Raw genomic sequence first — 25,190 nt, forward strand, 5'->3', positions numbered from 1 at the left:
TGCTCTGCGGCGACTCCGGTACGCACCTGACCAGCCCTGTGGAAACCCCTCTCCCGCCGCCTGGCGAATGACCTACACTGTTCGAACACACGTTCGAACGAGAGGGCGGCCATGAGCTTCACGCACCTGCACGTCGCCTCGGCGTTCAGCGCCCACTACGGCACTGCGCAGCCGGGCCACCTCGCCGCTCAGGCCGCCTCGAACGGCGCCGACGCAGCGGCGATCACCGACCGCGACGGCCTCTACGGAGCGATCCGCCACGTCGGCGCGTGCCGCGCGCTCGGCATCGACCCCATCGTCGGCGTCGAGCTGGGCGTATCGACCCCCTCCCCCGACGACCACGACAGCCCAGGGCGGCATCCCGCAGGGCAGCGCCCCGCAGGGCAGCATCCCGCAGGACCTCCTAGCGGTTCCCCGCCCATCGCCGCCGACGCCGACCGCGTCGTGTTCCTCGCCCACGGCGGCGGCGCCGTCGGGGTCGGCCCGGGCGCCGGCTGGGCCTCCCTCTGCCGCCTCATCAGCGCGGCTCACGGCCGCGCCACACGCAAGGTCAACGGCAGCGCGAACAGCGTGGCGACGATCCCCCGCGCCCGGGTCCGCGCTTTCCTGATGGGCGACGACGGCCCCACCGGCACGGTGCTGCTCGGCCCCGACTCCGACGTCGGACGAGCTGTGGCGCACGGCGCGCACGGCCGGGCGGCCGCACTGCTCGAGGCCTGGAAGGCGGAGGTGCCCGGCGGCGTCGCCATCGAGGTCGTCTGCCACCTCACCGAGCCGGGCGAGAGCCGCAGCCTGCGCCACGCCGCGCGGATGCTCGAGCTCGCCGACGCCGGGCGAGTTCCTGCGGTGCTCACCAATGCCGTGCGCTACCGCGAGCCCGACGAGGCCCTGACCGCCGACGTGCTCGACGCCGCCGGGCACCTCGCGGCACTCGGCAGCTTCGAGCCGCAGCCCAACGCCCAGGCCTTCCTCAAGACCCCCGACGCGATGCGCGCGCTCGCCCGGATGATCGCCGACGCGTCGTCGCTCGATCGCCGCGCGGCCGAGGAGATGCTCGCCGCCACCGAGGAGCTCGCCGACCGGTGCCGACTCGACCCCGACGTCGACCTCGGCTGGCGTCGCGCGAAGGTGCCCGAGCTGTCGGCGATCGGCGTCGAGGGCGACCCCGACCAGGTGCTGTGGCGGCGGGCCGAGGCCGGGGTGACCGAGCGCTTCGGCGACGCGTCGATGGCCAAGCGCGAGCAGATCGAGCGGCGCATGCGCGACGAGCTCGAGACGATCACCTCGTTCGGCTTCGCCGGGTACTTCCTGACCGTCGCCGACGTCTCGGCGATGATGCGCGACATGCGGGTGCGGAACGCCGCGCGCGGCTCGGGCGCCGGCAGCCTCGTCACCTACCTGCTCCGGATCTCGAACGTCGATCCGCTCGAGCACGACCTGCTGTTCGAGAGGTTCCTCGGCAACAAGCGCGAGACGCTGCCCGACATCGACATCGACGTCGAGTCGGCCCGGAGGCACGAGGTGTACCGGGCGATCTTCGACCGCTACGGCAGCAACCGCGTCACGCTGATGTCGATGCAGTCGACCTACCGGGGGCGCGGCGCCGTCCGCGACGCCGGGCTGGCGCTGGGACTCGACGAAGACCAGATCGATCTCGTCGCGAACAACGTCTGGCGCTCGAACGCCCGCGACATGCGCAAGGCTCTCACGGAGAAACCCGAGCTCCGCCAGATCGCCGACCTCGTCAAGACCAACGCCCAGATCGACCTGCTGGTCGACCTCACCGAGCGGCTCGACCGACTCCCCCGCCACATCTCGATGCACCCGTGCGGGGTGATCCTGGGCAATTCCGACCTGCTCAGCATGACTCCGGTGCAGCCGAGCGGCATGGGCCTGCCGATGAGCCAGTTCGACAAGCACGACATGAATGACGCCGGCCTGCTCAAGCTCGACGTGCTCGGCGTGCGCATGCAGTCGTCGATGGCCTTCGCCCTCGGCGAGATCGAGCGGCTGAACGGGCCGCGCACTGCCCTCGCCGGCGCCCTGCCGATCGACGCGCCCTATGTGAACCGCCAGGGGCGGATCGAGCTCGACGCGATCCCCCACGACGACGAGCCGACGTACGAGGCGATCCGCACCACGCACACGCTCGGCATGTTCCAGATCGAGAGCCCGGGCCAGCGCGAGTTGATCGGCAAGATGCAGCCCGACCAGTACGAAGACCTCATCGCCGACATCTCGCTGTTCCGCCCCGGCCCGATGAAGGGCAACATGGTCGCGCCCTACCTCGACACCAAGCACGGGTTCCAGAAGCCCGACTACATCCATCCGACCTTCGCGCCCTTCCTTCAGGACAGCTACGGGGTCGTGATCTACCACGAGCACGTGCTGCGGATCCTCAACGCGACCATGGGCATCTCGCTCGCCGAGGCCGACGAGATGCGCCGGCAGATGGAGAAGCGTGCCGACCTCGAGGGCGAGTTCCGCAGCAAGACCGCCGCGAACGTCGATGAGCACGGCAGACGGCGCTACACCGACAAGGAGATCGACCGGATCTGGGGCGTGCTGAAGGGCTTCGGGTCGTTCGGGTTCTGCAAGGCGCACGGTGCGGCGTTCGCCCTGCCGACCTACCAGACGGCGTGGCTGAAGACGCACTACCCGGCGGAGTTCCTGGCAGGCATCCTCACCCACGATCCCGGCATGTACCCGAAGCGGCTGCTGCTCGCCGAGGCGAAGCGGATGGGCGTGCCGGTCCTGCCGCTCGACGTCAACGCGTCGAGCGAGGTCTACCACGTCGAGCGGCTGCGCCCCCCGCGGACGCCCGTCGCGCGCACCTACGCCGGCGACCTCGGCATCCGCCTCTCGCTCCTCGACGTGCAGGGCATCACCGAGCACGAGACCACCCGGATCCTCGAGAACCGCCCGTTCACGTCGATCGCCGACTTCTACCAGCGGGCCACGCCTTCGCGGCGGCTCTTCGAGCGGCTCGGCCAGGTCGGCGCACTCGACTCGCTGGGAGGCGACGGGCGCAACCGGGGCGATGTGATGGCGCGCATCCGGCAGCTGACGAGCCGGGCATCGCGTCCGAAGCCCGCCGACACGATCAACCAGCTCGACTTCGATGTCGACGACTCGGCCTCGGTTCCCACGGGCAGCCCCGAGATGCCGGCGCACGAGCGGATTAGCCGCGAGCTCGACATCCTGTCGATGGAGGTCACCGAGCACGTCATCGAGAGCTACCGGCCCATGCTCGACGACCTCGGGGTGATCCGCGCGGCCGACCTCATCGACAACTGGAACGGCACCACCGTCCTCGTCGCCGGCATCCGCATCGCCACGCAGACGCCGCCGATGCGCAGCGGCAAGCGGGTCGTGTTCATCAGCCTCGACGACGGCTCGGGGTGCTCCGACTCCACCTTCTTCGAGGAGGCCCAGAATCGCGCCGGCTCCCTCCTGTTCGGCACGAAGCTGCTGCTGATCCAGGGGCGCACCCGCCGCACCGGCGAGCGCGGCATCTCTCTCGAGGCCGACAACGCGTGGGATCTCAAGGCGCTGTGGCGCGACTGGCAGGCGACCCGCGCGGCCGCCGGCCGCGACGTCCTCACCTGAGCCGACTCCCTGGCGTCCGTGTCGCCCTGTCGATCACGTCGTTCGTGTCGACCACGTCGTTCGTGTCGTTCGCGTCGTTCGTGCAGTCCTTATCGAAGGACGCCCTGCCCGCTCACAAGGAGAACCACGCCGCCGCGCACGCCCCACAAGGAGAATCCTCGCCGCACGCCCGCCCCGCAAGGACGCCTACCCCGCAGATCCTTCCGAAGCCACGCGTAGGGTGAGCCGCATGAGCGACAGCAGCACGGCCAGCACCGACGAACCCGGCACCTACGTCACCCCGGGCCAGGAGTACACCCGCGACACCAACTACATCGAGGACCGCATCACGAAGGACGCCGTCGACGGCTGGCCGGTCGAGGCCGGCCGCTATCGCCTCGTCGCCGCCCGGGCCTGCCCGTGGGCGAACCGCTCCGTCATCTCGAGGAGGCTGCTCGGCCTGGAGGACGCGATCTCGCTCGGCCTCCCCGGCCCGACGCATGACGCCCGCTCCTGGACGTTCGACCTCGACCCTGACGGACGCGACCCGGTGCTCGGCATCGAGCGCCTGAAGGACGCCTTCGAGAAGCGGACGCCCGGCTACCCGCGCGGCATCACGGTGCCGGCCATCGTCGACGTTCCGACCGGCAAGGTGGTCACCAACAACTTCCCGCAGATCACGCTCGACCTCGCCACGGAGTGGACCGACTTCCAGCGCGACGGCGCACCCGACCTCTACCCCGACGGGAAGCGCGACGAGATCGACGACGTCGCCGAGGTCGTCTTCCGCGACGTCAACAACGGCGTGTACCGCGCCGGCTTCGCCGGGTCGCAGGGCAGCTACGAGCGCGCCTACACGCGGCTGTTCGACCGGCTCGACTGGCTCGAGCAGCGCCTCGAGAACCAGCGGTACCTGGTCGGCGACACGATCACCGAGGCGGACATCCGGCTGTTCACGACCCTCGCCCGGTTCGACGCGGTGTATCACGGCCACTTCAAGTGCAACCGGAACAAGCTGACCGAGATGCCGGTGCTCTGGGCCTACGCGCGCGATCTGTTCCAGACGCCCGGGTTCGGCGACACCATCGACTTCGAGCAGATCAAGAAGCATTACTACATCGTCCACAGCGACATCAATCCGACGGGGATCGTCCCGGCCGGCCCGGATCCGCGCGGGTGGCTGCTGCCTCACGGCCGCGACGAGCTGGGCGGGCGCCCGTTCGGCGACGGGACTCCGCCTCCGCCACCACGCCCCGGCGAAGAGGTCCCTCCGATCCTCGCCGAGTGACAGCCCGCGACGACGAGGCGGCGGGCGACCGCCACTCGGCAGACGGCAGCCGCTCGGCACACGACGGCCAGACGGCACACGGCAGCCGCTCGGCACACGTGGGCCGCTCGGAACACGACAGCGAGGCGTCCCCCGACGTCCGCGCCCGCCTCGAGGGCATCCTCGCCGACGCACGACGCCTCGCCGACCGTCTCCTGCTCGACATGGAGGCCGTCTCCGACGCCCGCGAGTCGTCGAACGTCGACGACGAGCACGACCCGGAGGGCGCGACGATCGCATTCGAGCGCTCGCAGCTCGAGGCGATCCGCAAGTCGACCCTCGAGCGCATGGCAGCCGCCGACACCGCCCTCGCACGACTCGCCGCCGGAACCTACGGCGTCTGCGAGGTCTGCGGCCGCCCCATCGCACCGGCCCGTCTCGAGGCCCGGCCCACGGCCACCCGGTGCATCGAGCACGCCGTCTAGAACGCAGCTACCGCAGCCCCACCCGGCCGAGCTCCTCGTCGAGGAACGCCTCGAACCACGCGTCGCGGTCGGCGACCACGTTCGTGTACTGGCCGAGCACCTCGAACGAGAGCCGGCCGAAGAGCGCGGTCCAGATCGCGACCCCCGCGGCGATCGACTCGGCGGGCGCATCGACTGAAGACGACCCAGTCGACGAAGACGGCCCAGCCATCGAAGACGACCCCGCCGGCAGAGACGACCGCGCCGGAGACAGCACCGACGCCAGCTCCTCGAACCCGGGTCGCAGCCGCTCGTCGACCGGCGGCCAGACGACGTCGGGCGACGCGAGGAGCGCGTCGAGCAGCAGGTACGCCACGGTCAGCGCCGGCCCGGTGGTGTCGGCGGGCGCGTCGTACCCGGGCACCGGAGTGCCGTAGAGGAGCGCGAAGCGGTGCGGGTTGTCGAGCGACCAGCTCCGGGCGGCTCTCGCGATGGCCCGAAATCGCGGTGCCCCCGCAGGAACTGCCGCCGCTTCCGCAGCCGCCGCCCCCAGGTCGGTGTAGGCATCGATGATGAGGCGGGTCAGCAGGGCGTCCCGAGACGGGAAGTACCGGTAGATGGCCGACGACGAGATGCCGAGCTCGCGGGCGATGGACCGCACCGAGAGGGCCGCCGGGCCGACCTCGCCGAGCTGGCGGTTGGCCACGGCGAGGGCCCGGGCGGTGGTCTCGGCTCGGGCACGCGCGCGGACGCCGGTTTCGGAGGGGCTCATGCGCCGATCCTGCCACAGTGATGAGAGCAGTGCTCTTGCAATTCGCCCAGCAGACGCGCTACGGTCGTCTCATCGACCGAGAGCAGTGCTCTCTAAACGACTTCAAGGAGCACTCATGGCCACGCACCTCATCATCGGCGCAGGGAACATCGGCACTCCGCTGGCCGCGAAGCTCGTCGCCCGGGGCGACTCGGTCCGTGTGGCGACCCGCCGCGGCACGCAGCTGCCGGGCACCGGCGCCATCGCGCTCGACGCGAAAGACGCCGCGGCCGTCACCGAGGCGGCTCGCGGTGCCGACACGATCGTCGTCTGCTCCAACCCGCCCTACCCCGAGTGGGCCGCCCGGTGGCCGCCGATCTTCGCGGCTCTCGAGGAGGCCGCGACGGCGACCGGCGCCCGTATCGTGCTCATGGGCAACCTGTACGGGTACGGCGCGGGCAGCGGCGTCATGGGCGTCGACACCCCGCTCGCCACGACGGAGAAGAAGGGGATGATCCGCGTCGCCGGCTGGAACCGCCTGCTCGACGCCGAGCGCCGCGGCGACCTGCGCGTCGCCGAGGTCCGGGCCAGCGACTACTTCGGCCTCGGCGCCGGCGCCAACGCGCACATCGGCGGCAACTTCTTCGGCCCGCTCCTGAAGGGCAGGACAGCCTGGTGCGTCGGCGACCCGACGCAGCCGCACGCGTGGGCCTACCTTCCCGACGTCGTCGACACGCTGATCGCAGCAGCCGACGCCGACCAGACCGGCCGCGCGTGGATGGCCCCGCATTCGACGAGCATCTCCCGCCGCGAGATCGTCGCCCAGGTCAACTCGATCACCGGCCGGAACGGAACGGCCCGCAGCTACCCGGGCGTCGTGTTCGGCGCGATGGCGCTGGCGATGCCGTTCATCCGCGAGGTGAAGGCGATGTCGTATCAGTTCACAGCGCCGTTCCTCGTCGACTCGGCCGAGTCGGAGCGGGCGCTCGGGATCACCGCGACCCCGTGGGCCGAGGCGCTGTCGGCCACTCTGGACTCGTACGGACGCCAGGTCTAGGCTGACCCCCATCACACAGGTGCTGATCAGAGCATCTGCGCAATCGCCGTCGATTGGTGTGGCATGGCATTCAGTCCGAGCCCGTGGGCCTCATTCCCCCCGGAGGTTCCGCGGGGCCCGCAGGCCGCCCACCGCCGCATCGTCAGCGAGTCCTGGGAGCGCGCCCGCCGCCGCCGTCTCGATCCCGAGAGCGTGCTGGCCGACGTCGAGCTTCCCGAAGACATGCTCGCGGACTACCGCAGCGCGCATCCGCTCTTCCTTCTCCTCCCGGTCGCCCGCACCCTCCTGCTGCGCGACATCGAGGGCTCGGGTCTCATCGTCGCCATGGGCGACGAGCAGGGACGCCTCCTCTGGGTCGAGGGCGACAACTCGGCGAAGCGCTCTGCGGAGGACATGCGCTTCGTCGAGGGGGCAGGCTGGGCCGAGAGCCGAGTGGGCACCTCGGCTCCCGGCACGGCTCTGGTGCTCGACCACGGCGTGCAGATCCGCGGCCACGAGCACTACAACGTCTTCGTGCAGAACTGGAGCTGCTCCGCGGTCCCGGTGCACGACCCGGTGACCCGCCGGATCCTCGGCTTCCTCGACATCACCGGCGACGAGCGGGCTGTCGGCCCCCACACCCTCGCTCTCCTCGAGGCCACGGCCACCGCGATGGAGGCCGAGCTCATGGTGTCGCGCCTCACGTCGGCTCCGCCCCGCTCGACGCCGGCCCGCCAGCGCATCGCCCGGCCGACCGCCTCAGCCCCGGCGAGCCTCACCACCCTCGGGCGCGACGTCGCCCTCATGTCGGACGGCCGCCGGATCGTCAGCCTGAGCGCGCGGCACAGCGAGCTGATGACGCTTCTCTCCTGGCACCAGCGCGGCCTCGGAGCCGACGAGCTCGCCTCCCTCGTCTACGGCGATCCGCATGCGATCGTCACCCTGCGCTCCGAGATGGTGCGCCTGCGTCACGCCCTCGAGGTGCTCGACCCCCGGATGGCTCCCCTCTCGCGCCCCTATCGTCTGATCAGCCCGCTCGAGACCGACGTCGCGAAGGTGATGTCGCTGCTCGACCGCGGCTCGTACCGGCGGGCCGTCGGGGCGTACACCGGCCCCGTGCTCCCGAACTCGACGGCGCCCGGCATCGAGGAGATCCGCGACCTCCTGGCCGCCCGCGTGCGCGAGTCCCTCCTCTCGGACGCCGGCGTCGACGTGCTGCTCGACTACGCCAGGAGCTCGGCGGCCGAGTCCGACCGGGAGATCCTGATGGCCGCGCTCGGCAGGCTCCCTCCGCGATCGCCGCGCCGGGCGGGGATAGTGGCGCGTCTGGAGCAGCTGGACCGCCTGTAGTTCCTGCGCCCGTGCACAGCGCGCAGCGCAACCGTTCGCAACCTGCCCGTTCGTATCGTGGAGGAACGCCGCTACCCGCGGCGACCGACAACGACGTCGAAAGGGATACGACAATGACCGTCACGACTCCTCCGAGCACCTTCGCGAACCCCGGAAGCCCGGATGCCAAGGTGCAGTTCAAGCCCCGCTACGACCACTTCATCGGCGGCGAGTACGTCGCCCCCTCGTCCGGCAAGTACTTCGAGAACCCCTCGCCCGTCAACGGCAAGGTCTTCACCGAGGTCGCGCGCGGCAATGCGGCCGACGTCGACAGGGCCGTCGAGGCCGCCTGGCGCGCCTTCGACTCGTGGAAGAAGACCACGATCACCCAGCGCGCGATCATCCTGAACAAGATCGCCGACCGCATGGAGCAGAACCTCGAGATGCTCGCCGTCGCCGAGACCTGGGACAACGGCAAGCCGATCCGCGAGGCTCTCGCCGCCGACGTGCCGCTGGCCATCGACCACTTCCGCTACTTCGCCGGCGCGATCCGCGCGCAGGAGGGCTCGACCGGCGAGATCGACAACGACACCGTGGCCTATCACTTCCACGAGCCGCTCGGCGTCGTCGGCCAGATCATCCCCTGGAACTTCCCGCTCCTCATGGCCGTCTGGAAGCTCGCCCCGGCGCTGGCGGCCGGCAACTGCGTCGTGCTGAAGCCGGCCGAGCAGACACCCGCGTCGATCCACGTGTTCATGGAGCTGATTCAGGATCTCCTCCCCGCCGGCGTCCTGAACATCGTGAACGGCTTCGGCGTCGAGGCGGGCGCTCCCCTTGCCTCCCACCCGAACATCCGGAAGATCGCCTTCACCGGCGAGACGACGACCGGCCGCCTGATCATGCAGATGGCCTCCGAGAACCTGATCCCGGTGACCCTCGAGCTCGGCGGCAAGAGCCCGAACGTCTTCTTCGCCGACGTGGCCGACGAGCGCGACGACTTCTACGACAAGGCGCTCGAAGGCTTCTCGTTCTTCAACCTGAACTCGGGTGAGGTCTGCACCTGCCCGTCCCGCGCACTGGTCCAGCAGAGCATCTACGACCAGTTCACCGCCGACGGAGTGGAGCGCGTCAAGCAGGTCAAGCAGGGCAACCCGCTCTCGCTCGACACCATGATCGGTGCTCAGGCGTCGAACGACCAGCTCGAGAAGATCCTCAGCTACATGGACATCGGCAAGCAGGAGGGCGCGAAGCTGCTCCTCGGCGGCGACCGTGCCGACCTGGGCGGCGACCTCACCGACGGCTACTACGTCAACCCGACGATCTTCGAGGGCCGCAACTCGATGCGCATCTTCCAGGAGGAGATCTTCGGCCCCGTGCTCTCGCTGACGAGCTTCAGCGACTACGACGAGGCCATCAAGATCGCCAACGACACCCTCTACGGCCTCGGCGCCGGCGTGTGGAGCCGCAACGGCGCTCAGCTGTACAAGGCGGGCCGCGACATCCAGGCCGGCCGCGTCTGGTCGAACACCTACCACCAGTACCCGGCGGGAGCCGCGTTCGGCGGCTATAAGCAGTCGGGCATCGGCCGGGAGAACCACAAGATGATGCTCGACCACTACCAGCAGACGAAGAACCTCCTCGTGTCGTACGCGGACGGCCCGATGGGATTCTTCTGATGCCGGACACCTCGGTGTCCGATACCCAGCAGGCGCTGTCGCGGGTCGACGTCTCACCCGCGGCAGCCGCCTTCCTCGTCGAGCTGACGAAGCAGCACGGCCCGCTGATGTTCCACCAGTCGGGCGGCTGCTGCGACGGCAGCTCGCCGATGTGCTACCCGGTCGGCTTCTTCCGGATCGGCGCGGTCGACGTCCACCTGGGCGACCTGCACATCGACGGGATCGACCCGATCGAGGTCTACATGTCGAGGAGCCAGTTCGAGTACTGGAAGTACACGCACCTCACCATCGACGTGGTGGCCGGCCGCGGTGCCGGGTTCAGTGTCGAATCCCCCGAGGGCAAGCGCTTCCTGATCCGATCGCGCATGCTCGACGACGCCGAGCGGAAGGCCTTCGACCTGATCTGAGAGCTGCCGCGACGTCTACGCTCTGCCCGGTTCGGGCGGCAGAGCGTAGACGCCGTGGCCTGTCCTGACCACGACACCGCGGCGGGCGAGCACCGAGAGCGTCGAGAGCACGCTCGACCGGCGGTAGTCCGGCAGGCCCGCTACGATCTCGGTGGTCGACGAGGGCCCCGTGCGCAGGAACTCGGGGATCCGCTCGGCGAGGCTCGACGCATCGGGCCCCGGCTCCCCCGCCCCGCCCGGCTCGTCCATCGCGTACTCGCGCCGTGCGTCGGCCAGGCCCTCGGCCGACACGCGGGTCACGGCGCCCGACGCCTTGGCATACGGCGCGAGGGTCAGCGACCGGCCGACGCGGTTGTAGACGTTCGACTGGCTGGTGCCCTGGTGCTCCGCGATCTCCGGGTACGACGCGCCGCCGAGCAGCAGGGTCGCCTCGCCCTCGAGGCCGAGCCACTGGCCGAGGCTCGCGATCTCCCAGCCGGCGGTGGTCACCGCCGAGCCCCAGACCTCGATGTCGTCGGCGTAGTCGGTCGTGAGCTGCTCGAGGTCGGCGACGATCTCGGCGATCCGCTCACGGGCGTCGGCCACGATCTCCGCCGTGAATCGCGGCGGCCTGCGAAGTTTGATTGATCCTGACATTTGTGAAAGACTCTACAAGTTGTCCGGCGAACCGGGCACCATCGCGCTACTGAACACCACAGTCTTTCTTCAAGGAGTACCCATGGCTTTCGCAATCGTGCGCGCCGGCGGCCGTCAGGAGAAGGTCGAGGTCGGAACGATTCTGACCGTCGACCGTCTCAAGGCCGCCGAGTCCGACACCGTCTCGTTCGTCCCCGTCCTGCACGTCGACGGCGACACCATCCTCTCGGGCGACCAGCTCGGCACGGTCACCGTCGAGGGCGAGGTCCTGAACGACCTCCGCGGCCCGAAGATCGTGATCCAGAACTACAGGAACAAGACCGGCTACAAGCGTCGCATGGGCTTCCGTGCCGACCTGACCCGCGTCAAGATCACCACGATCACCACCAACTAGTCGAGGAGCTGACTCATGGCACACAAAAAGGGCGCATCATCCACCCGTAACGGCCGCGACTCGAACGCGCAGCGCCTCGGCGTCAAGCGCTTCGGCGGCCAGGTCGTCTCGGCCGGCGAGATCCTCGTCCGCCAGCGCGGCACCCACTTCCACCCCGGCGTGAACGTCGGCCGCGGCGGCGACGACACCCTCTTCGCCCTCGCCGCAGGCAGCGTCGAGTTCGGCGCCAAGGGCGGCCGCAAGGTCGTCAACATCGTCGCAGGCGTCTGACTGCAGCAATCTCGAAAAGGCGGGTCACCTCACGGTGGCCCGCCTTTTTCGCGCACCGTCATTGAAGAACGTAATAAGTCGGCAAGGACTCGAATGGGGGCCTCGCCCTGGCCGGTGCACCCCGCTAATGTCGACCGGGTTCAGCAGTTGTTCTCACATGGTTAACCGACTCGCGCGGTCTGATTCACCGTACGACCAGCAAACAGATGGTGGACTTGGCTACGAACACCTTGCACGAGCGTGAGCGTCACACTCGCCCACGTCAGACTGGCTCCATCTGTACCACGCGAATGCGAGAATCATGGGTCTCCGCACGGCTGAGCACGCTCGGCCCGACCACTTCATCCTCCACCTCAGCGACACGCATCTCATCGAGGCCGACTCCGACCTCTACGGCGATGTCGACAGTGCCAGCCGTCTCCGCCAGATCCTGGCCGAGCTCGAAGACTCCGGGGCTCGACCCGAAGCGATCGTCGTCACCGGCGATCTCGCCGACAAGGGCGAGCCGGGAGCGTATCGCAAGCTTCGCGCGCTGATGGAGCCCGTGGCGCTCCGTCTCGGCGCGCAGATCATCTGGGCGATGGGCAACCACGACGACCGGGGCGCATTCCGCTCCGAGCTCTTCGGCCAGATTCCGAGCGACCGCCCCGTCGACTTCGTCTACGACGTCAACGGACTCCGCATCATCACGCTCGACACCACCGTGCCGGGCCACCACTACGGCGAGCTCACCGGCGCCCAGCTCGACTGGCTGGCCGAAGAGCTGTCGGTGTCTGCTCCCGACGGCACGATCCTGGCCATGCACCACCCGCCGGTTCCGAGCATCAAAGACCTCACCGTGCTCGTCGAGCTGCGCGATCAGGCCTCGCTCGCCGAAGTCGTCGAAGGCAGCGATGTGCGCTCGATCATCGCGGGCCACCTGCACTTTTCGACGAACGCCATGTTCGCCGGCATCCCGGTCTCGGTCGCCTCGGCCACCTGCTACACCGCCGACCTCAACATCCCGACCGGTGCGACCCGCGGCCAGGACGGCGCGCAGTCGTACAACCTGATGCACGTCTACCCCGAGACCATCGTCAGCTCGGTCGTCCCCATCGGCAGCTACCGCACCGTCGGCGAGTACGTGGGCCCCGAGCAGGTCGCCGCGCGACTCGCCGAGGCCGGCGTCGTCATCCCCGCCGCTCGTCCGCGCCACCGCGCCGAGCCCGACGTGCTCACCGTTCCGACGCGCGACCTGTCGCTCACGGGCCCCATCGGCACCCTCTAGCCGCGGGGCCCGCCTCGAACGGTCAGTGCTCCCAGGGTGCTCTGAAGGGGAAGTAGCGCTCGAGGAAGTCGGTGACGACCGCGGTGCGCTCTTCGTCGGTGACCTCGGGGAAGCTGCCGTCGTTGAGGCAGAAGAAGTCGTCAGAGCGCTTCTTCAGGAGCTCGGACAGGATGGCGAGACCGGCGACCATCGTCGTGTCGACGTAGCTCACCTTCGCGTTCTCCTGCACGATGGCGCGCCCCGTGACCAGCGCGTAGTAGTGGTAGAACGAGTTCGTCACCGAGATGTTGGTCGCGGCCCGGAACGGCGAGGCGGCGGTCGACACGAAGTCGGCCGCGAACTCGTGCTCCATCTCGAACAGCACGCTCTTGCGCAGCGGCGTGGCCGTGTGCTCGAGGTGGCGAGTGGTGACGCGTCCGAACCGCTGCTGCAGCAGCTGGCGGTTGACTCGGGCGGCATTCTCGTGCCCGGATCGCGTCGCGTTGTTCAGCCCCAGGCCGATCCTTGTGTCCGCCTCGATGAACTTCGTGACCGAGCCCGGTGAGAAGAACATGCTCGGGCTGACCGGCCGGCCGAAGAACATGTCGTCGTTCGAGTACAGGAAGTGCTCGCTGAGGCCGTCGATGTGGTGCAGCTGCGACTCGACGGCGAGCGAGTTGTGCGTCGGCAGGACGGACGGGTCGGCGAAGAACTCCGCGCTGCGGACGATGCGCACACGCGGGTGATCGGCGAGCCAGGCCGGGGCCGGCGAGTCGGTCGCGATGTAGATGGTGCGGATCCACGGCGCGAACATGTAGACGGAGCGCAGAGCGTACTTGAGCTCGTCGATCTGCCGGAACCGGGCGGGAGCGTCGTCGCCCTCGCCGAGCACGTGCTTCTTCTCTCGGGCGGCTCGGGCCCGCTGGTACTCGACGGAGTTGCCGTCGACCCACGAGAAGACGATGTCGACATCGAAGGTGATGTCGGTCGCATGGTCGTCGAACATGTGCTCGATCGTCTGCCAGTGGAAGCCGTAGCGTTCGATGTCGGTCAGGTTCGCCTCATCGAGCGGGAGGGTCCTGCGCATGAGAGCGTTCTCGACCGGGGCGAGCACCTCGGTCTCGGTGGTGATCCAGAACTCGACCTGGACGGCGAAACCGGCGCCGTAGCGGAGACGGCCGAGCGGCTCGACGCGCGGGCGGAACAGGCGGATGACGCGCTCGGTCTCGGAGCCGAAGCCGTCGGCGATTACGAGGGCCGCGCGACCGTGGCTGCCCTTCGAGTAGAACGGCTCGCCCTGAGCTGCGGCGCGGAAGGCCGTCTCGAACTCGGCGCGTCGCTCGGCGTCGACGGCGATGACGGGACGCTCCCCGTTGCCACGGACGAGCAGGTGGGGAATCACGGAATCGTCGAGCACGCCCTTCACGAAGGCGAGGTCTTCGAGCATGGACTGCTGCGGGGTGAGATGGCCGTTGAGGAGCGTGTACTGCCCCTTGCGGATCACGAGGTCGTCGCGCTTGAGAGCGGCGCCTTCGCGGTCGCGACCGCCGGTGGTGGAACGGGGGGTCAAGAGAGGACTCTCCGCCGAGCCGACGATCTCCGTAGCCATTCAGACTCCACTTCCTGCGACGGCCCGGGCGGCCGTGAGTGCAATTAGACGATTTTACTCTGTCGGCGACCGGTTGCGCTGACGCGGTGCCGATACCGGGTCGGTGGGCCTAGCGAGAGCGAGGAGTACGAGCCGGAGTCGTCGAGGCCGGAGCGTCGGCCGACGCCACTTTCACCCGGACGCCCACGACGATGAACACCCCGGCGGCCGCGAACTGCATGCCCTGCCAGAGTTGTCCCGTGATCGGCACGGGCCACACCGGATTCCAGAGCACCGCGATCGCGGCCAGGAACGGCAGGTAGCCCCACGCTCTGCCCCGCCAGGCGAAGACCAGCACGATCAGGGCGAGGATCGCCACGACGTAGCGGAAGAGCACGAATGCATCGCTCGAGATCAGGGCACCGCCGGCGATCAGAGCGATCGCGGCCAACAGCCCCGGTGCCAACGCCGGACGCGTGAACGCGGCCTTCTGCGGTGTGGGCATGCTCCGATCCTAGCGCCCGCGGCAGGACCGGCCGGGCGGCGTCAGCGAGCCTCGCTGGGCCGGATGATCGTGATCGGCCTGCTCATCGGCGGCTCCTCGCGCAGCCTCTCGAGCCCGGGCTCGAGCTCCGACACCCAGGCGTCGTAGCCGGCCGTCGTGAGGTGCAGGCCGTCCTCGGTGAAGTCGGGGTCGAGCGCGTCGCCCACGGCCAGGGCGGGCCACAGGTCGAGGTACTGCGCTCGAACGGTCGCCGCGAACTGGCGGAGGTGCCGATTGGCGTCCTGGATGCGCGCGGAGTACTCGACGTCGCGCGGGGCGATCGACTGCAGCAGCAGGCGGACTCCCGGCAGCAGGCGCCGCAGGTCGACGAGAATGGTCTCGATATTGCGCACCACCTGCTCGACGCTCCGCTTCGACGCGAAGTCGTTCGTGCCGATCAGCAGCACGATCGAGTCGGGGTCGGCCGCCACGACGTCGTCGATTCGCGCGAGCACATCCATCGTGGTGTCGCCGCCGACACCGAGGTTCACGACCTCGTCGTTCGGGAACCGCGCCGCCCAGTCGCCGCCCTCGGTGAGGCTGTCGCCCAAGAATACGAGCTTCTCGCCCATCGTCATCGCCTTCTTTCCTGCTCGGAGACCGCCGACCGCTCGACCGGTTCTTTCGATGCGGCGGAGGAGATCCTGTTCAGCATGCCGGAGAAGATGACTCCGTGGAAGGGCAGGATCGCGAACCAGTAGAGCCGCCCGCTCAACCCGGTCGGGAAGAACACGGCGCGCTGCCGGTAGTGGGCCCCGCCCTCGGGGCCGTCCGACACGAACATCTCGAGCCACGCCTTACCCGGGACCTTCATCTCGGCTCGGAGCCGCAGGAAGTTCCTGCGCTCGATGCTCTCCACCCGCCACCAGTCGAGAGCGTCGCCGGGGCGGAGGCTCGTGGGGCTGCGGCGGCCTCGGCGCAGGCCCACTCCCCCGACGAGCCGGTCCATCCAGCCGCGCGCGGCCCAGGCCAGGGGGAACGAGTACCAGCCGTTGTCGCCGCCGATCCCCTCGATGACCCGCCAGAGCTGCTCGGGCGACGCCTTCATGTCGGTGGAGCGGTCGTCGGTGAAGACGGTGTGGCCCGACCAGTCGGGGTCGCTCGGCAGCGGGTCGCTGGGAGCGCCGTCGACGGAGCCGTCCTGCCAGCTGGTCTCGACCTCGCCGTCGCGCATCTTGCCGAGAGCCAGGCGCACGGCTCGACGGTAGCCGGTCAGGCCGCCCTCGGGCTTCGGCACGACCTCGTCGATGTCGTGCTCGCGCACCACGCAGTCGTACTGCAGCGACGCCACGAGAGGGATGGCCAGCGACCGCGGAATGGGTGTGACGAGGTTGACCCACTGCGACGCCAGCCACGGGGTCAGGACCGGCAGGGGCGCGATCGGCCGCTGCTTCAGGCCCGCCTCGACCGCGTAGCCGTTCATCATCTGCCCGTAGCGGAGCACGTCGGGGCCGCCGATGTCGAAGGCGCGGTTCACATCCGCGGGCACGTCGGCCGAGCCGATCAGGTAGTGGAGCACGTCGCGCACGGCGATCGGCTGGATCCAGTTGCGCACCCAGCGCGGCGCGGGCATGTACGGCAGCACGTCGGTGAGGTGGCGGATCATCTCGAACGAGGCCGACCCGGACCCGATGACGACACCCGCCTGCAGGGCCGCAGTCGGAACCCCCGAGGCGAGCAGGATCTCGCCGACCCTCTTGCGCGACTCCAGGTGGGGCGACAGCGGCCCGTCGGGGTGCAGTCCGCCGAGATAGACGATGCGCGAGACTCCGGCCGCCTTCGCCTCGGCCGCCACCGTCCGGGCCGCCTCGGCCTCGGTCTCCTCGAACGCCCCCTTGCCGGCCATGGCGTGCGCCAGGTAGTAGAGCACGTCGACGCCCTCGAGCGCCGCCCTGACCGAGTCGGCGTCGGTCAGGTCGCCCTGGGCGACCTCGACGTCACCGGCCCACGGCACTCCGATGAGCTTGTCGGGGCTGCGGACGAAGACGCGCACGTCGAACCCGGCCTCGATGAGGCGGGGCGCGAGGCGGCCGCCGATGTAGCCGGTGGCTCCGGTGACCAGGACACGGCGCTTCGGCGTCGACCGGCGGTGCTGCGGGGCGTGAGGCTGTTCTGGCGAGTCGGGCATCGGCCCAACCTACGCCGCGGTTGCGGCAGCCTCTCAGCCGCGGGCGTCGAGATAGGCGCGGATCTCGGCCACGTCTCTCGTGATCTGCGCGATCAGCGACTCGAGCCCGTCGAACTTCACGTTGCCGCGCACCCAGCTGAGGAACGACACCGTGACCTCCTTGCCGTAGAGGTCGCCGTCGAAGTCGAGGAGGTTCGCCTCGACCTGCTTCTCGGGCACGCCCTGGAAGGTCGGGTTGTTGCCCACGGACACGGCCGCACCGTGCGCCAGGCCGTCGATGATGACGTCGGCCGCGTAGACGCCGTCGGCCGGCACGAACCCCTCGCTCCTCGGCTCGAGGTTGGCGGTGGGGAAGCCGAGCTCGCGCCCGCGCATCTCACCGTGAACGACGACCCCGCGGACGGACGGCGCGCGACCGAGCAGGGCGGTGGCCTCGACGATGCGGCCGGCGTCGAGGAGCTGGCGGATCCAGGTCGAGGAGACGCGGCGTTCGCCCAGCTCCGGCGCCCCGGCCTCGGAGAGCGCCCCGGACTCGACGAGAGAGCCGATCTCGAAGAGCACGTCGGGGATCAGCTCGACGTCGAACCCCCGCGTGCGCCCGAGCTCGCGCAGGGTGTCGACGGTGCCGGCGCCGCCCTTGCCGAAGCGGAAGTCGCCCCCGACCAGGATCACCTCGGCCTGCATCGCCTCGACCAGCACGCGGTCGACGAACTCCTCGGGGGTCAGGTCGCGGAGGTGCTCGTCGAAGGTCAGCATCAGCGTCGCCTCGACGCCGGTCGACTCGAGCAGCTCGCGCTTCTGGCGGTTGCTCGTCAGCGCCGCGGGCACGGCGCCGGGGTGGAGCACCGCCAGCGGGTGGCGGTCGAAGGTGACGACCGCCGACACGAGATCCCGGTCGCGCGCCACGGTCTCGAGCGCGGCGATGACGGCGCGGTGGCCCAGGTGGACTCCGTCGAACTTGCCGATCGTGACCGCGGAGGGCCCGAAGCCCGCCGGCACGTCGGCGAGGTTCGTGAAGAAGTCCACGCTCAGACCTCTCGCGGTGCGGCCCCGACGGCCGCGTCGCCGCGGGAGGGGCGGGTGCGGCGCAGCCACAGCATCCCGAGGATCGGCAGCACGAGCGGCACGAAGCCGTAGCCGATGCCGAAGTAGGTCCAGACGGTGGAGTGGTCGGAGTGGGCGTACTTGGCGCTCGGCACGAAGACCTCGGGAGCGATGATCGACATGAGGCCGACCAGCACCACGCCGGCCAGCTCGAAGGTGATCGTCGCCCAGGCGAGGCCGTACGACTTGCGGCCCGGCACGATCAGCGCGATGGTCGCGACGATGTAGACGACGGCCGACAGCCCGCTGAGCGAGTACGCCAGCGGCGCCTGCTCGAACTGGGTCGCGATCTGGAACACCGAGCGTCCGGTCGCCGCGAGGGCGAGGATCGCGTAGACGGCGATGAGGACGCGGCCGATGCCGACCGCTCGTGTTGACTGCTTCTGGACCATCATGACAAGGATATGACCCGGCGGGCACCGGCGGCGACCGCGACGGTCACGAGGCCGTCGCCGTCCAGATCTGAAGCATGCGCACGACCATCACGGCGACAGCGAAGACGGCGGCGCCGAGCACGACGTTGCTCCAGCGGGTGCGGTCGACGAGAGCCCACACGACCGCGAGGGGCGGCAGGAGCAGGGCGACGACGAGGTAGATGAAGAACTCGAGGACGCTGCCCGAGGCGCGGTTGCCGGCGAACGGGGCGATGATCGCCACCACCAGCTGGGCGATCAGAAGCAGCTCGACCAGGGCGACGGCGCCGAGCGTGTAGTCGTTGGGGATGCGGCGGGCCAGCCCCATCACGATGCAGAACAGCGCGACGGCGGCGCCGATGGCGGCCTGGACCCAGGTGAACCACTCGATCATGACCGGACCTCGTCCGTAGGGAAGTTGACGATGGGACGGGCCGTGCCCCGGGACACCGAGACGAGCCCGACGAGCCGCTCGCCGGGCGAGATCGCCGCGACGGGGCGCTTCGTGTCGGCGAGGTCGACGGCCAGCTTCTTGCCGTGACCGAGGTCGACCGCCTGCTCGGCGGTCAGCTCGAGCACGGAGAAGAGCCGACGGGCGACGACGGCGGGCGCCAGCAGCGCGGGCCGGACCGACTCGGCGTCGAGCGTCTCGATCGCGTCGGCCACGTCGAACGGACCGATCTTCGTACGCCGGAGGGCGGTGAGGTGGCCGCCGACGCCGAGACCCGCGCCGAGATCGCGCGCCAGTGCACGGATGTAGGTGCCCGAGGAGCAGTCGACGACGACATCGAGGTCGATCGCGTCGGACGAATCCTGGCGCCCAACGATCTCGAAGCGCGATACCGTGACGGCCCGGGCTTTCAGCTCCACCTCGACACCTTCGCGGGCCAGGTCGTAGGCGCGCCTGCCGTCGACCTTGATCGCGCTGACGGTCGTCGGCACCTGCTGGATGTCGCCGGTGAGCTCGGCCACGCCCGCCGCGATGGCGTCGTCGGCCACGGCTGCGATCGCATCGGGATCGGCCGTCGCCGTGACCGTGCCGTCGGCGTCGTCGCTGTCGGTCGAGGAGCCGAGGCGGATGGTCGCCTCGTAGGTCTTGCCGAGACCGACCAGGAAGGTGAGGAGGCGGGTCGACGAGTTGACACCCGTGACGAGGAGTCCGGTCGCCATCGGGTCGAGGGTGCCCGCGTGGCCGACCTTGCGCGTGCCGGCTGCTTTGCGGACACGCGACACGACGTCGTGGCTCGTGATGCCCTGCGGCTTGTCGACGAGGAGGATGCCGCTGTGCTGGGGGCCGCTGTTCACGATCGCCTAGCCTAGCGGGCGGGGTGCGCCGGCCTCAGCACGCGTCGTCGAAGAGACGGCGCGGGTGCTCGGGGTCGGTGTTGTCGATGATCGCCTGAGCGCGCCTTCGGCCATCGGGACTGCGGTCGCCCGCGTCGGAGCCCTCGACCCAGACCGCGTAGTGCCACAGGGTGCCGAGAGCAGAACGGCCCTCGAGCGCCCCGTCGACGACCAGGACGGCGTCGGCCGGACCCGTGACCCAGTCGGCCTCGACCTGCCGGTCGGCCACCGCGTCGAAGGCCGCCGGCACCCACGCGGCGCTGCCGCCCAGGCGGAACGGCTCGATCAGCATGCGGCGGAGCGCCGACTCGTCGACCGCGGAGTCGTCGCCTCGGCGCTCGCGCTCGGCCCGGGGCAGCAGGAAGTCGTCGACCGAGGCGCGGAACGCGCCGTGGTCGGCCTCGTGCAGGGATTCGACGAGGTCGTCGCCGAATACCGCCGCGGCGGCCCGGTCGGGACCGTCGACCGCGACGAGCACCCGGCCACGGCCGTAGTTGTGCAGGATCTCGTCCGCCAGGGCGCGAACGGTGTCTTTCTTCTCGGGTGCCCATCGCATCATGGCTCAGAGCCTAGGCTCGACGGGTGACAATCTCCCCCGCGATCGTCTCGTGGTTCCGCGAGAACGGCCGCGACCTCCCCTGGCGGCAGCCCGGCTTCCCCGCCTGGGGCACGCTCGTCAGCGAGTTCATGCTGCAGCAGACCCCGGTCGTGCGCGTGATCCCCAAGCTCGAGGCCTGGCTGGAGCGCTGGCCGACCCCGGAGTCGCTCGCCGCCTCCCCCGCCTCGGAGGCCGTGCGCGCCTGGGATCGCCTCGGCTACCCCCGCCGCGCCCTCAACCTGCATGCCTGCGCCGTGGCCATCACAGAGAAGCACGGCGGCGTGGTGCCGTCCGACGTCGACGAGCTCCTCGCCCTGCCCGGGATCGGCGACTACACCGCGCGGGCGATCGCGGTGTTCGCGTACGGCAAGCGAGTTCCTGTCGTCGATACCAACGTGCGGAGGGTGCTGGCCCGGGCCGTCGAGGGCCTGGCCGAACCGGGCTCGCCCCACGCGAAGCGCGACCTGCCGCTGATGGAGTCGCAGCTGCCCGACGACCTCGCCGACGCGCACGACACGAATGCCGGGACGATGGAACTGGGGGCTCTCGTCTGCACGGCCCGCTCGCCCCGCTGCGCCGAGTGCCCCCTCGAGGCCCAGTGCGCGTGGGTGCTCAGAGGCCGTCCCGCCCACGACGGCCCGCCGCGCCGCACGCAGAAGAAGTACGAGGGGTCGGACCGCCAGGTGCGCGGCCTGCTGCTGGGGGCCCTGCGGGCGAGCGAGATCCCGGTGCCCGCCTCGGAGCTCGACGAGGTGTGGGGCGACGACGTGCAGCGGTCGCGAGCACTCGCCAGCCTCGTGCGCGACGGCCTGGTGGTCGGGACGCCGTCGGCCGGATACGGTTTGCCCGACTGACGCGCGGGGGCTAGACCCCTCGGATCGGCCAGTGCACCTGTCCGCGGACTGGCGCCCAGGCCGATCGAGAGGGTTCAGCCCTCAGCCGGTGCAGGAACTAGCGGGTGCCGCCGTCGGGCTCCTCCGAGCCGCCCGCGGGACCGTCGAGCGAGTACTCCGCCTCGTCGTCGTCGTGCAGCTCGCGCGGCTTGACGTACGGGTCCTCGTCGCCGGCGTACTCGGCCGTCGAGGCCAGCGCGATGCTCTCGGCGTCGCGCTGTCGTGCCTCGATGAGCAGGGCGTCGATGGCCGCCGCGTTCTCAGGGATGCCGTCGGGTATGAACTCCAGCGACGGGGTGAGCCGCGCCGTGATGTTCTTGCCGACCTCCGAGCGGAACATGCCGGTGGCCGCCTTGAGTCCTGCGGCGGTGTCGGCGCGCTCCTCGTCGGAGCCGTAGACCGTGTAGAAGATCGAGGCGTGCTGGAGATCGCCCGTGACCTTCACATCGGTGATGGTGACGAAGCCGATGCGGGGATCCTTGATACCGCGCTCGAGGCGGCGGGCGACGATCTGCTGAATGCGATCGGCCATCTTGCTGGCGCGCTGTACGTCGACCATGGGGCCTTCTTTCCGGGGTACTGGCCTTGCAGGGGGAAGGGCCCGCAGGATCACGTGATCCTGCGGGCCCAGTGCCTCACGTTCTATACGCGGGGCTTTTCGACCATCTCGATGGTCTCGATCTCGTCGCCGATCTGGATGTCGTTGAACTTGCCCAGACCGATACCGGCCTCGAAGTCCGTGCGGACCTCGGTGACGTCGTCCTTGAAGCGACGCAGCGAGTCGATGGCGAGGTTGTCGCCGACCACCACGCCGTCGCGGATGACGCGCGCCTTGGCGTTGCGCGTGATCGTTCCGGAGCGGACGATGACACCCGCGATGTTTCCGACCTTGGAGGAGCGGAAGATCTCGCGGATCTCGGCCACACCCGACTGGACCTCTTCGAACTCGGGCTTGAGCATGCCCTTGAGCGAGTTCTCGATGTCTTCGAGGGCGCCGTAGATGACCGAGTAGAAGCGGATGTCCACTCCCTCGCGGGCAGCACGCTCGCGCGCCTTCGTGTCGGGGCGCACGTTGAACCCGATGATGACCGCGTTGTCGACGGTCGCCAGGTTGACGTCGCTCTCGGTGACCGCACCCACACCACGGTGGATGATGCGCAGCTGCACGCTGTCGTCCACCTCGATCTTGAGCAGCGACTCTTCGAGTGCCTCGACGGCACCCGAGACGTCGCCCTTGATGATGATGTTGAGCGCTTCGACCTTGCCCTCTTCGAGTGCACGGGTGAAGTCCTCGAGCGAGATGCGCTTGCGGGCCTTGGCCAGCTGGGCATTGCGCTCGACGGCTTCGCGCTTCTCGGCGATCTGACGGGCCGTGCGGTCTTCCTCGGTGACGAGGAAGGTGTCGCCGGCTCGCGGAACACTCGAGAGGCCCTGCACCTGGACGGGACGCGAGGGGTAGGCCTCGTCGACCGGGTCGCCGTTCTCGTCCATCATGGCGCGGACGCGGCCGTAAGCCGTTCCCGCGACGATGGCGTCTCCGACCCGGAGGGTTCCGGACTGGATGAGGACGGTGGCGACAGCACCGCGGCCCTTGTCGAGTCGCGCCTCGATCGCGATACCGCGGGCGTCCTTCTCGGGGTTCGCACGCAGATCGAGACCCGCGTCGGCCGTGAGGAGGACAGCCTCGAGCAGCTTGTCGATGTTCTTGTGGTCGCGAGCCGACACGTCGACGAACATGACGTCTCCGCCGTACTCCTCCGCGACGAGCCCGTACTCGGTCAGCTGCTGACGGACCTTGGCGGGGTTGGCCCCCTCCTTGTCGATCTTGTTGACCGCGACCACGATCGGCACTCCTGCCGCCTGGGCGTGGTTCAGCGCCTCCACCGTCTGCGGCATGATGCCGTCGTCGGCTGCGACCACGAGGATCGCGATGTCGGTGACCTGGGCACCACGGGCACGCATGGCGGTGAACGCCTCGTGACCGGGGGTGTCGATGAAGGTGATGGCGCGCTCGACGCCCTCGTGCGGAGCCCACACCTGGTAGGCGCCGATGTGCTGCGTGATTCCGCCGGCTTCACCCGCGACGACGTTCGCGTTGCGGATGGCGTCGAGAAGTCGCGTCTTACCGTGGTCGACGTGACCCATGACCGTGACGACGGGAGGACGGATCTGGAGAACCGACTCGTCTTCGTCTTCGAGCTCCTGCTCGAGGTCGATGTCGAAGCCCTCGAGGAGCTCCTTGTCTTCGTCTTCCGGCGAGACGACCTGGATGCGGTAGCCGAGCTCTTCGCCGAGCACCTCGAAGGTGGCCTCGTCGAGCGACTCGGTCGCCGTGGCCATCTCACCGAGGTGGAACAGCACGGTCACGAGGTTGCCGGGGCTCGCGTCGATCTTGTCGGCGAAGTCCGAGATGGACGCGCCGCGACGCAGGCGGACGACGGTCGTGCCGTCGCCGCGCGGGACGCTGACACCGCCGAGCGACGGTGCCTGGCGCATCTCGAATTCGGCCCTCTTCGTCCGCTTCGACTTGCGTGCCTTGCTCTTGCCGCCACCGCGACCGAACGCACCGGCGGTACCACCACCGGGGCCGCGACCGCGACCGCCGCCACCGCCGCCGGCCGGGCGCGGAGCGCCGAAGCCGGGTCGGAATCCACCGGGTGCGCCTGCACCTGCGCCGGCACCAGGGCCGCCGGGGCGCTGGAAGCCGCCGGGGCGCGAGCCCGCACCGGCCGGACGCTGGCCGAAGCCGCCGGGGCGCGGTGCGCCACCCGGACGCGGAGCGCCCGGACGGGGTGCGCCGGGGCGCGGCGCCTGGGGACGCGGACCAGCGGCGCCGCCAGGACGAGGACCGGCTGCGCCGGTTCCGCCCGGACGCGGGGCCGACGGGCGGCCCATGCCCTGGTTGGAAGCGAAGGGGTTGTTGCCCGGACGCGGAGCGCCGGGACGAGGACCGCCGGGACGAGGCGCACCCGCAGTGGCCTCGGCGGTGTCCGCGTCGGCCTTCGGGGCGTTGCGAGCGGCTTCGGCCTGAGCCTGGCGCTCGGCGACCGTCAGGGGCGCCGGCGTGACCAGGACCTCGGCGGCGGGTGCCGGCTCGGCCTCGGGGGCCGGGGTCTCGGCGACGGGGGCCTTGGGAGCCGCCGGGCCGGGGGTGGGCGCGGCGGGGCGCGGAGCGCCGGGTCGCGGCGCGCTGCTGGCAGCGGTCGCCGGTGCCGTGGCGGCGGGCGCCTTGGCAGCGGGTGCTTTGACAGCCGGTGCCGCAGCGGCCGAGCCGGACTGGCCGGCGAAGGCGGCGCGCAGCTTGCGCGCGACGGGCGGCTCGATGCTGGACGACGGGCCCTTGACGAACTCGCCCATCTCTTTCAGCTTCTCGAGCGCTGCTTTCGATTCGATACCGAGCTCGCTTGCGATCTCGTGTACGCGTGGTTTTGCCACTGTTCTCCTGTCTCGGGCCTCCACCCGGGGTCAGGAGGAAGCCATTAGTGCTGGACGCAACTCATTTCGAGGTGCTCAT

Annotated in this window: 24 protein-coding genes; 11 read left to right on the plus strand and 13 right to left on the minus strand. The window is 69.9% G+C overall.

Annotated elements, in window-relative coordinates:
- The first annotated feature begins 111 nt into the window (after positions 1–111).
- The 3 genes from EDF46_RS03000 to EDF46_RS03010 all read left to right on the plus strand — a co-directional run bounded on the left by EDF46_RS03000 (position 112) and on the right by EDF46_RS03010 (position 5,340).
- Positions 112–3,609, plus strand: coding sequence for a DNA polymerase III subunit alpha (locus tag EDF46_RS03000; RefSeq protein WP_123504775.1), 3,498 nt, complete (start codon positions 112–114; stop codon positions 3,607–3,609).
- 229 nt (positions 3,610–3,838) lie between these two features.
- Complete coding sequence (locus EDF46_RS03005; protein ID WP_123504776.1) at positions 3,839–4,876, plus strand: glutathione S-transferase family protein; 1,038 nt, start codon at positions 3,839–3,841, stop codon at positions 4,874–4,876.
- Complete coding sequence (locus tag EDF46_RS03010) at positions 4,873–5,340, plus strand: TraR/DksA family transcriptional regulator (protein ID WP_370454040.1); 468 nt, start codon at positions 4,873–4,875, stop codon at positions 5,338–5,340. The genes EDF46_RS03005 and EDF46_RS03010 overlap by 4 nt, the downstream gene beginning before the upstream one ends.
- A gap of 7 nt (positions 5,341–5,347) precedes the next feature.
- Here EDF46_RS03010 and EDF46_RS03015 read toward each other — a convergent pair whose 3' ends face one another.
- A complete protein-coding gene (locus tag EDF46_RS03015) occupies positions 5,348–6,091 on the minus strand; it encodes a TetR/AcrR family transcriptional regulator (protein WP_123504777.1) in 744 nt (247 codons plus the stop codon).
- 115 nt (positions 6,092–6,206) lie between these two features.
- On the opposite strand from EDF46_RS03015, the gene EDF46_RS03020 reads away from it, so the two are divergent.
- From EDF46_RS03020 to EDF46_RS03035, 4 genes are all read left to right on the plus strand, one after another.
- Complete coding sequence (locus EDF46_RS03020) at positions 6,207–7,127, plus strand: NAD(P)-binding domain-containing protein (RefSeq protein ID WP_158614138.1); 921 nt, start codon at positions 6,207–6,209, stop codon at positions 7,125–7,127.
- Between the two features lie 63 nt (positions 7,128–7,190).
- Positions 7,191–8,456 (plus strand): GAF domain-containing protein, encoded by a 1,266-nt coding sequence (locus EDF46_RS03025; RefSeq protein WP_123504779.1) that lies wholly within the window; start codon positions 7,191–7,193, stop codon positions 8,454–8,456.
- 113 nt (positions 8,457–8,569) lie between these two features.
- On the plus strand, positions 8,570–10,111 hold the full coding sequence (locus EDF46_RS03030) for an aldehyde dehydrogenase family protein (protein WP_123504780.1): 1,542 nt from the start codon (positions 8,570–8,572) through the stop codon (positions 10,109–10,111).
- Positions 10,111–10,518, plus strand: a complete 408-nt coding sequence (locus EDF46_RS03035) for a DUF779 domain-containing protein (protein ID WP_123504781.1) — start codon at positions 10,111–10,113, stop codon at positions 10,516–10,518. The genes EDF46_RS03030 and EDF46_RS03035 overlap by 1 nt, the downstream gene beginning before the upstream one ends.
- A 15-nt stretch (positions 10,519–10,533) precedes the next feature.
- On the opposite strand, the gene EDF46_RS03040 is transcribed toward EDF46_RS03035, so the two are convergent.
- Positions 10,534–11,103, minus strand: a complete 570-nt coding sequence (locus EDF46_RS03040; RefSeq protein WP_123504782.1) for a hypothetical protein — start codon at positions 11,101–11,103, stop codon at positions 10,534–10,536.
- 133 nt (positions 11,104–11,236) lie between these two features.
- Here EDF46_RS03040 and rplU point away from each other — a divergent pair, with 133 nt between their 5' ends.
- From rplU to EDF46_RS03055, 3 genes are all read left to right on the plus strand, one after another.
- Positions 11,237–11,548 carry a 50S ribosomal protein L21 gene (gene rplU, locus EDF46_RS03045; RefSeq protein ID WP_123504783.1) on the plus strand — a complete coding sequence of 104 codons (312 nt, stop codon included), beginning with the start codon at positions 11,237–11,239 and terminating at the stop codon, positions 11,546–11,548.
- 15 nt (positions 11,549–11,563) lie between these two features.
- Complete coding sequence (gene rpmA, locus EDF46_RS03050; RefSeq protein WP_123504784.1) at positions 11,564–11,818, plus strand: 50S ribosomal protein L27; 255 nt, start codon at positions 11,564–11,566, stop codon at positions 11,816–11,818.
- Positions 11,819–12,119: 301 nt separating this feature from the next.
- Complete coding sequence (locus tag EDF46_RS03055) at positions 12,120–13,085, plus strand: phosphodiesterase (protein WP_123504785.1); 966 nt, start codon at positions 12,120–12,122, stop codon at positions 13,083–13,085.
- 22 nt (positions 13,086–13,107) lie between these two features.
- Here EDF46_RS03055 and EDF46_RS03060 read toward each other — a convergent pair whose 3' ends face one another.
- The 9 genes from EDF46_RS03060 to EDF46_RS03100 all read right to left on the minus strand — a co-directional run bounded on the left by EDF46_RS03060 (position 13,108) and on the right by EDF46_RS03100 (position 20,744).
- Positions 13,108–14,634, minus strand: coding sequence for a stealth family protein (locus tag EDF46_RS03060; RefSeq protein WP_370454041.1), 1,527 nt, complete (start codon positions 14,632–14,634; stop codon positions 13,108–13,110).
- A 148-nt stretch (positions 14,635–14,782) separates the two neighbouring features.
- Complete coding sequence (locus EDF46_RS03065; protein ID WP_123504787.1) at positions 14,783–15,157, minus strand: DUF6804 family protein; 375 nt, start codon at positions 15,155–15,157, stop codon at positions 14,783–14,785.
- 41 nt (positions 15,158–15,198) lie between these two features.
- Positions 15,199–15,768, minus strand: coding sequence for a GDSL-type esterase/lipase family protein (locus EDF46_RS03070; RefSeq protein WP_233579777.1), 570 nt, complete (start codon positions 15,766–15,768; stop codon positions 15,199–15,201).
- A 2-nt stretch (positions 15,769–15,770) separates the two neighbouring features.
- Positions 15,771–17,324, minus strand: coding sequence for an SDR family oxidoreductase (locus EDF46_RS03075; RefSeq protein ID WP_123504789.1), 1,554 nt, complete (start codon positions 17,322–17,324; stop codon positions 15,771–15,773).
- A 33-nt stretch (positions 17,325–17,357) separates the two neighbouring features.
- Entirely contained in the window at positions 17,358–18,350 is a 993-nt protein-coding gene (locus EDF46_RS03080; protein ID WP_123504790.1) for a bifunctional riboflavin kinase/FAD synthetase, read from the minus strand.
- A 2-nt stretch (positions 18,351–18,352) separates the two neighbouring features.
- The gene (locus tag EDF46_RS03085) at positions 18,353–18,820 is read right to left on the minus strand and encodes a hypothetical protein (protein WP_123505173.1); all 468 of its coding nucleotides are present in this window, start codon (positions 18,818–18,820) and stop codon (positions 18,353–18,355) included.
- A gap of 46 nt (positions 18,821–18,866) precedes the next feature.
- Positions 18,867–19,235, minus strand: coding sequence for a hypothetical protein (locus EDF46_RS03090; RefSeq protein WP_123504791.1), 369 nt, complete (start codon positions 19,233–19,235; stop codon positions 18,867–18,869).
- Positions 19,232–20,149 carry a tRNA pseudouridine(55) synthase TruB gene (gene truB / locus EDF46_RS03095; protein ID WP_370454061.1) on the minus strand — a complete coding sequence of 306 codons (918 nt, stop codon included), beginning with the start codon at positions 20,147–20,149 and terminating at the stop codon, positions 19,232–19,234. The genes EDF46_RS03090 and truB overlap by 4 nt, the downstream gene beginning before the upstream one ends.
- 31 nt (positions 20,150–20,180) lie before the next feature.
- Positions 20,181–20,744, minus strand: a complete 564-nt coding sequence (locus EDF46_RS03100) for a hypothetical protein (protein ID WP_123504793.1) — start codon at positions 20,742–20,744, stop codon at positions 20,181–20,183.
- 23 nt (positions 20,745–20,767) lie between these two features.
- Between EDF46_RS03100 and EDF46_RS03105 the strand changes: the two genes are divergently transcribed.
- Positions 20,768–21,637 carry an A/G-specific adenine glycosylase gene (locus EDF46_RS03105; protein WP_233579779.1) on the plus strand — a complete coding sequence of 290 codons (870 nt, stop codon included), beginning with the start codon at positions 20,768–20,770 and terminating at the stop codon, positions 21,635–21,637.
- A gap of 97 nt (positions 21,638–21,734) precedes the next feature.
- On the opposite strand, the gene rbfA is transcribed toward EDF46_RS03105, so the two are convergent.
- Both rbfA and infB read right to left on the minus strand, forming a co-directional pair.
- On the minus strand, positions 21,735–22,235 hold the full coding sequence (rbfA, locus tag EDF46_RS03110) for a 30S ribosome-binding factor RbfA (RefSeq protein WP_123504794.1): 501 nt from the start codon (positions 22,233–22,235) through the stop codon (positions 21,735–21,737).
- 83 nt (positions 22,236–22,318) lie between these two features.
- On the minus strand, positions 22,319–25,111 hold the full coding sequence (gene infB, locus EDF46_RS03115; RefSeq protein ID WP_123504795.1) for a translation initiation factor IF-2: 2,793 nt from the start codon (positions 25,109–25,111) through the stop codon (positions 22,319–22,321).
- Between the last annotated feature and the right edge of the window lie 79 nt (positions 25,112–25,190).

The organism is Frondihabitans sp. PhB188, from assembly GCF_003752365.1.
GTDB lineage: Bacteria > Actinomycetota > Actinomycetes > Actinomycetales > Microbacteriaceae > Frondihabitans.

Coding starts and splice junctions, on each gene's coding strand:
- EDF46_RS03055 (WP_123504785.1), top strand. CDS start 12,120: ATGGGTCTCCGCACGGCTGAGCACGCTCGGCCCGACCACTTCATCCTC.
- EDF46_RS03065 (WP_123504787.1), bottom strand. CDS start 15,157: ATGCCCACACCGCAGAAGGCCGCGTTCACGCGTCCGGCGTTGGCACCG.
- EDF46_RS03100 (WP_123504793.1), bottom strand. CDS start 20,744: ATGATGCGATGGGCACCCGAGAAGAAAGACACCGTTCGCGCCCTGGCG.
- rplU (WP_123504783.1), top strand. CDS start 11,237: ATGGCTTTCGCAATCGTGCGCGCCGGCGGCCGTCAGGAGAAGGTCGAG.
- EDF46_RS03070 (WP_233579777.1), bottom strand. CDS start 15,768: ATGGGCGAGAAGCTCGTATTCTTGGGCGACAGCCTCACCGAGGGCGGC.
- EDF46_RS03035 (WP_123504781.1), top strand. CDS start 10,111: ATGCCGGACACCTCGGTGTCCGATACCCAGCAGGCGCTGTCGCGGGTC.
- EDF46_RS03075 (WP_123504789.1), bottom strand. CDS start 17,324: ATGCCCGACTCGCCAGAACAGCCTCACGCCCCGCAGCACCGCCGGTCG.
- EDF46_RS03015 (WP_123504777.1), bottom strand. CDS start 6,091: ATGAGCCCCTCCGAAACCGGCGTCCGCGCGCGTGCCCGAGCCGAGACC.
- rbfA (WP_123504794.1), bottom strand. CDS start 22,235: ATGGTCGACGTACAGCGCGCCAGCAAGATGGCCGATCGCATTCAGCAG.
- EDF46_RS03005 (WP_123504776.1), top strand. CDS start 3,839: ATGAGCGACAGCAGCACGGCCAGCACCGACGAACCCGGCACCTACGTC.
- EDF46_RS03030 (WP_123504780.1), top strand. CDS start 8,570: ATGACCGTCACGACTCCTCCGAGCACCTTCGCGAACCCCGGAAGCCCG.
- EDF46_RS03025 (WP_123504779.1), top strand. CDS start 7,191: ATGGCATTCAGTCCGAGCCCGTGGGCCTCATTCCCCCCGGAGGTTCCG.
- EDF46_RS03085 (WP_123505173.1), bottom strand. CDS start 18,820: ATGGTCCAGAAGCAGTCAACACGAGCGGTCGGCATCGGCCGCGTCCTC.
- EDF46_RS03000 (WP_123504775.1), top strand. CDS start 112: ATGAGCTTCACGCACCTGCACGTCGCCTCGGCGTTCAGCGCCCACTAC.
- EDF46_RS03020 (WP_158614138.1), top strand. CDS start 6,207: ATGGCCACGCACCTCATCATCGGCGCAGGGAACATCGGCACTCCGCTG.
- rpmA (WP_123504784.1), top strand. CDS start 11,564: ATGGCACACAAAAAGGGCGCATCATCCACCCGTAACGGCCGCGACTCG.
- EDF46_RS03090 (WP_123504791.1), bottom strand. CDS start 19,235: ATGATCGAGTGGTTCACCTGGGTCCAGGCCGCCATCGGCGCCGCCGTC.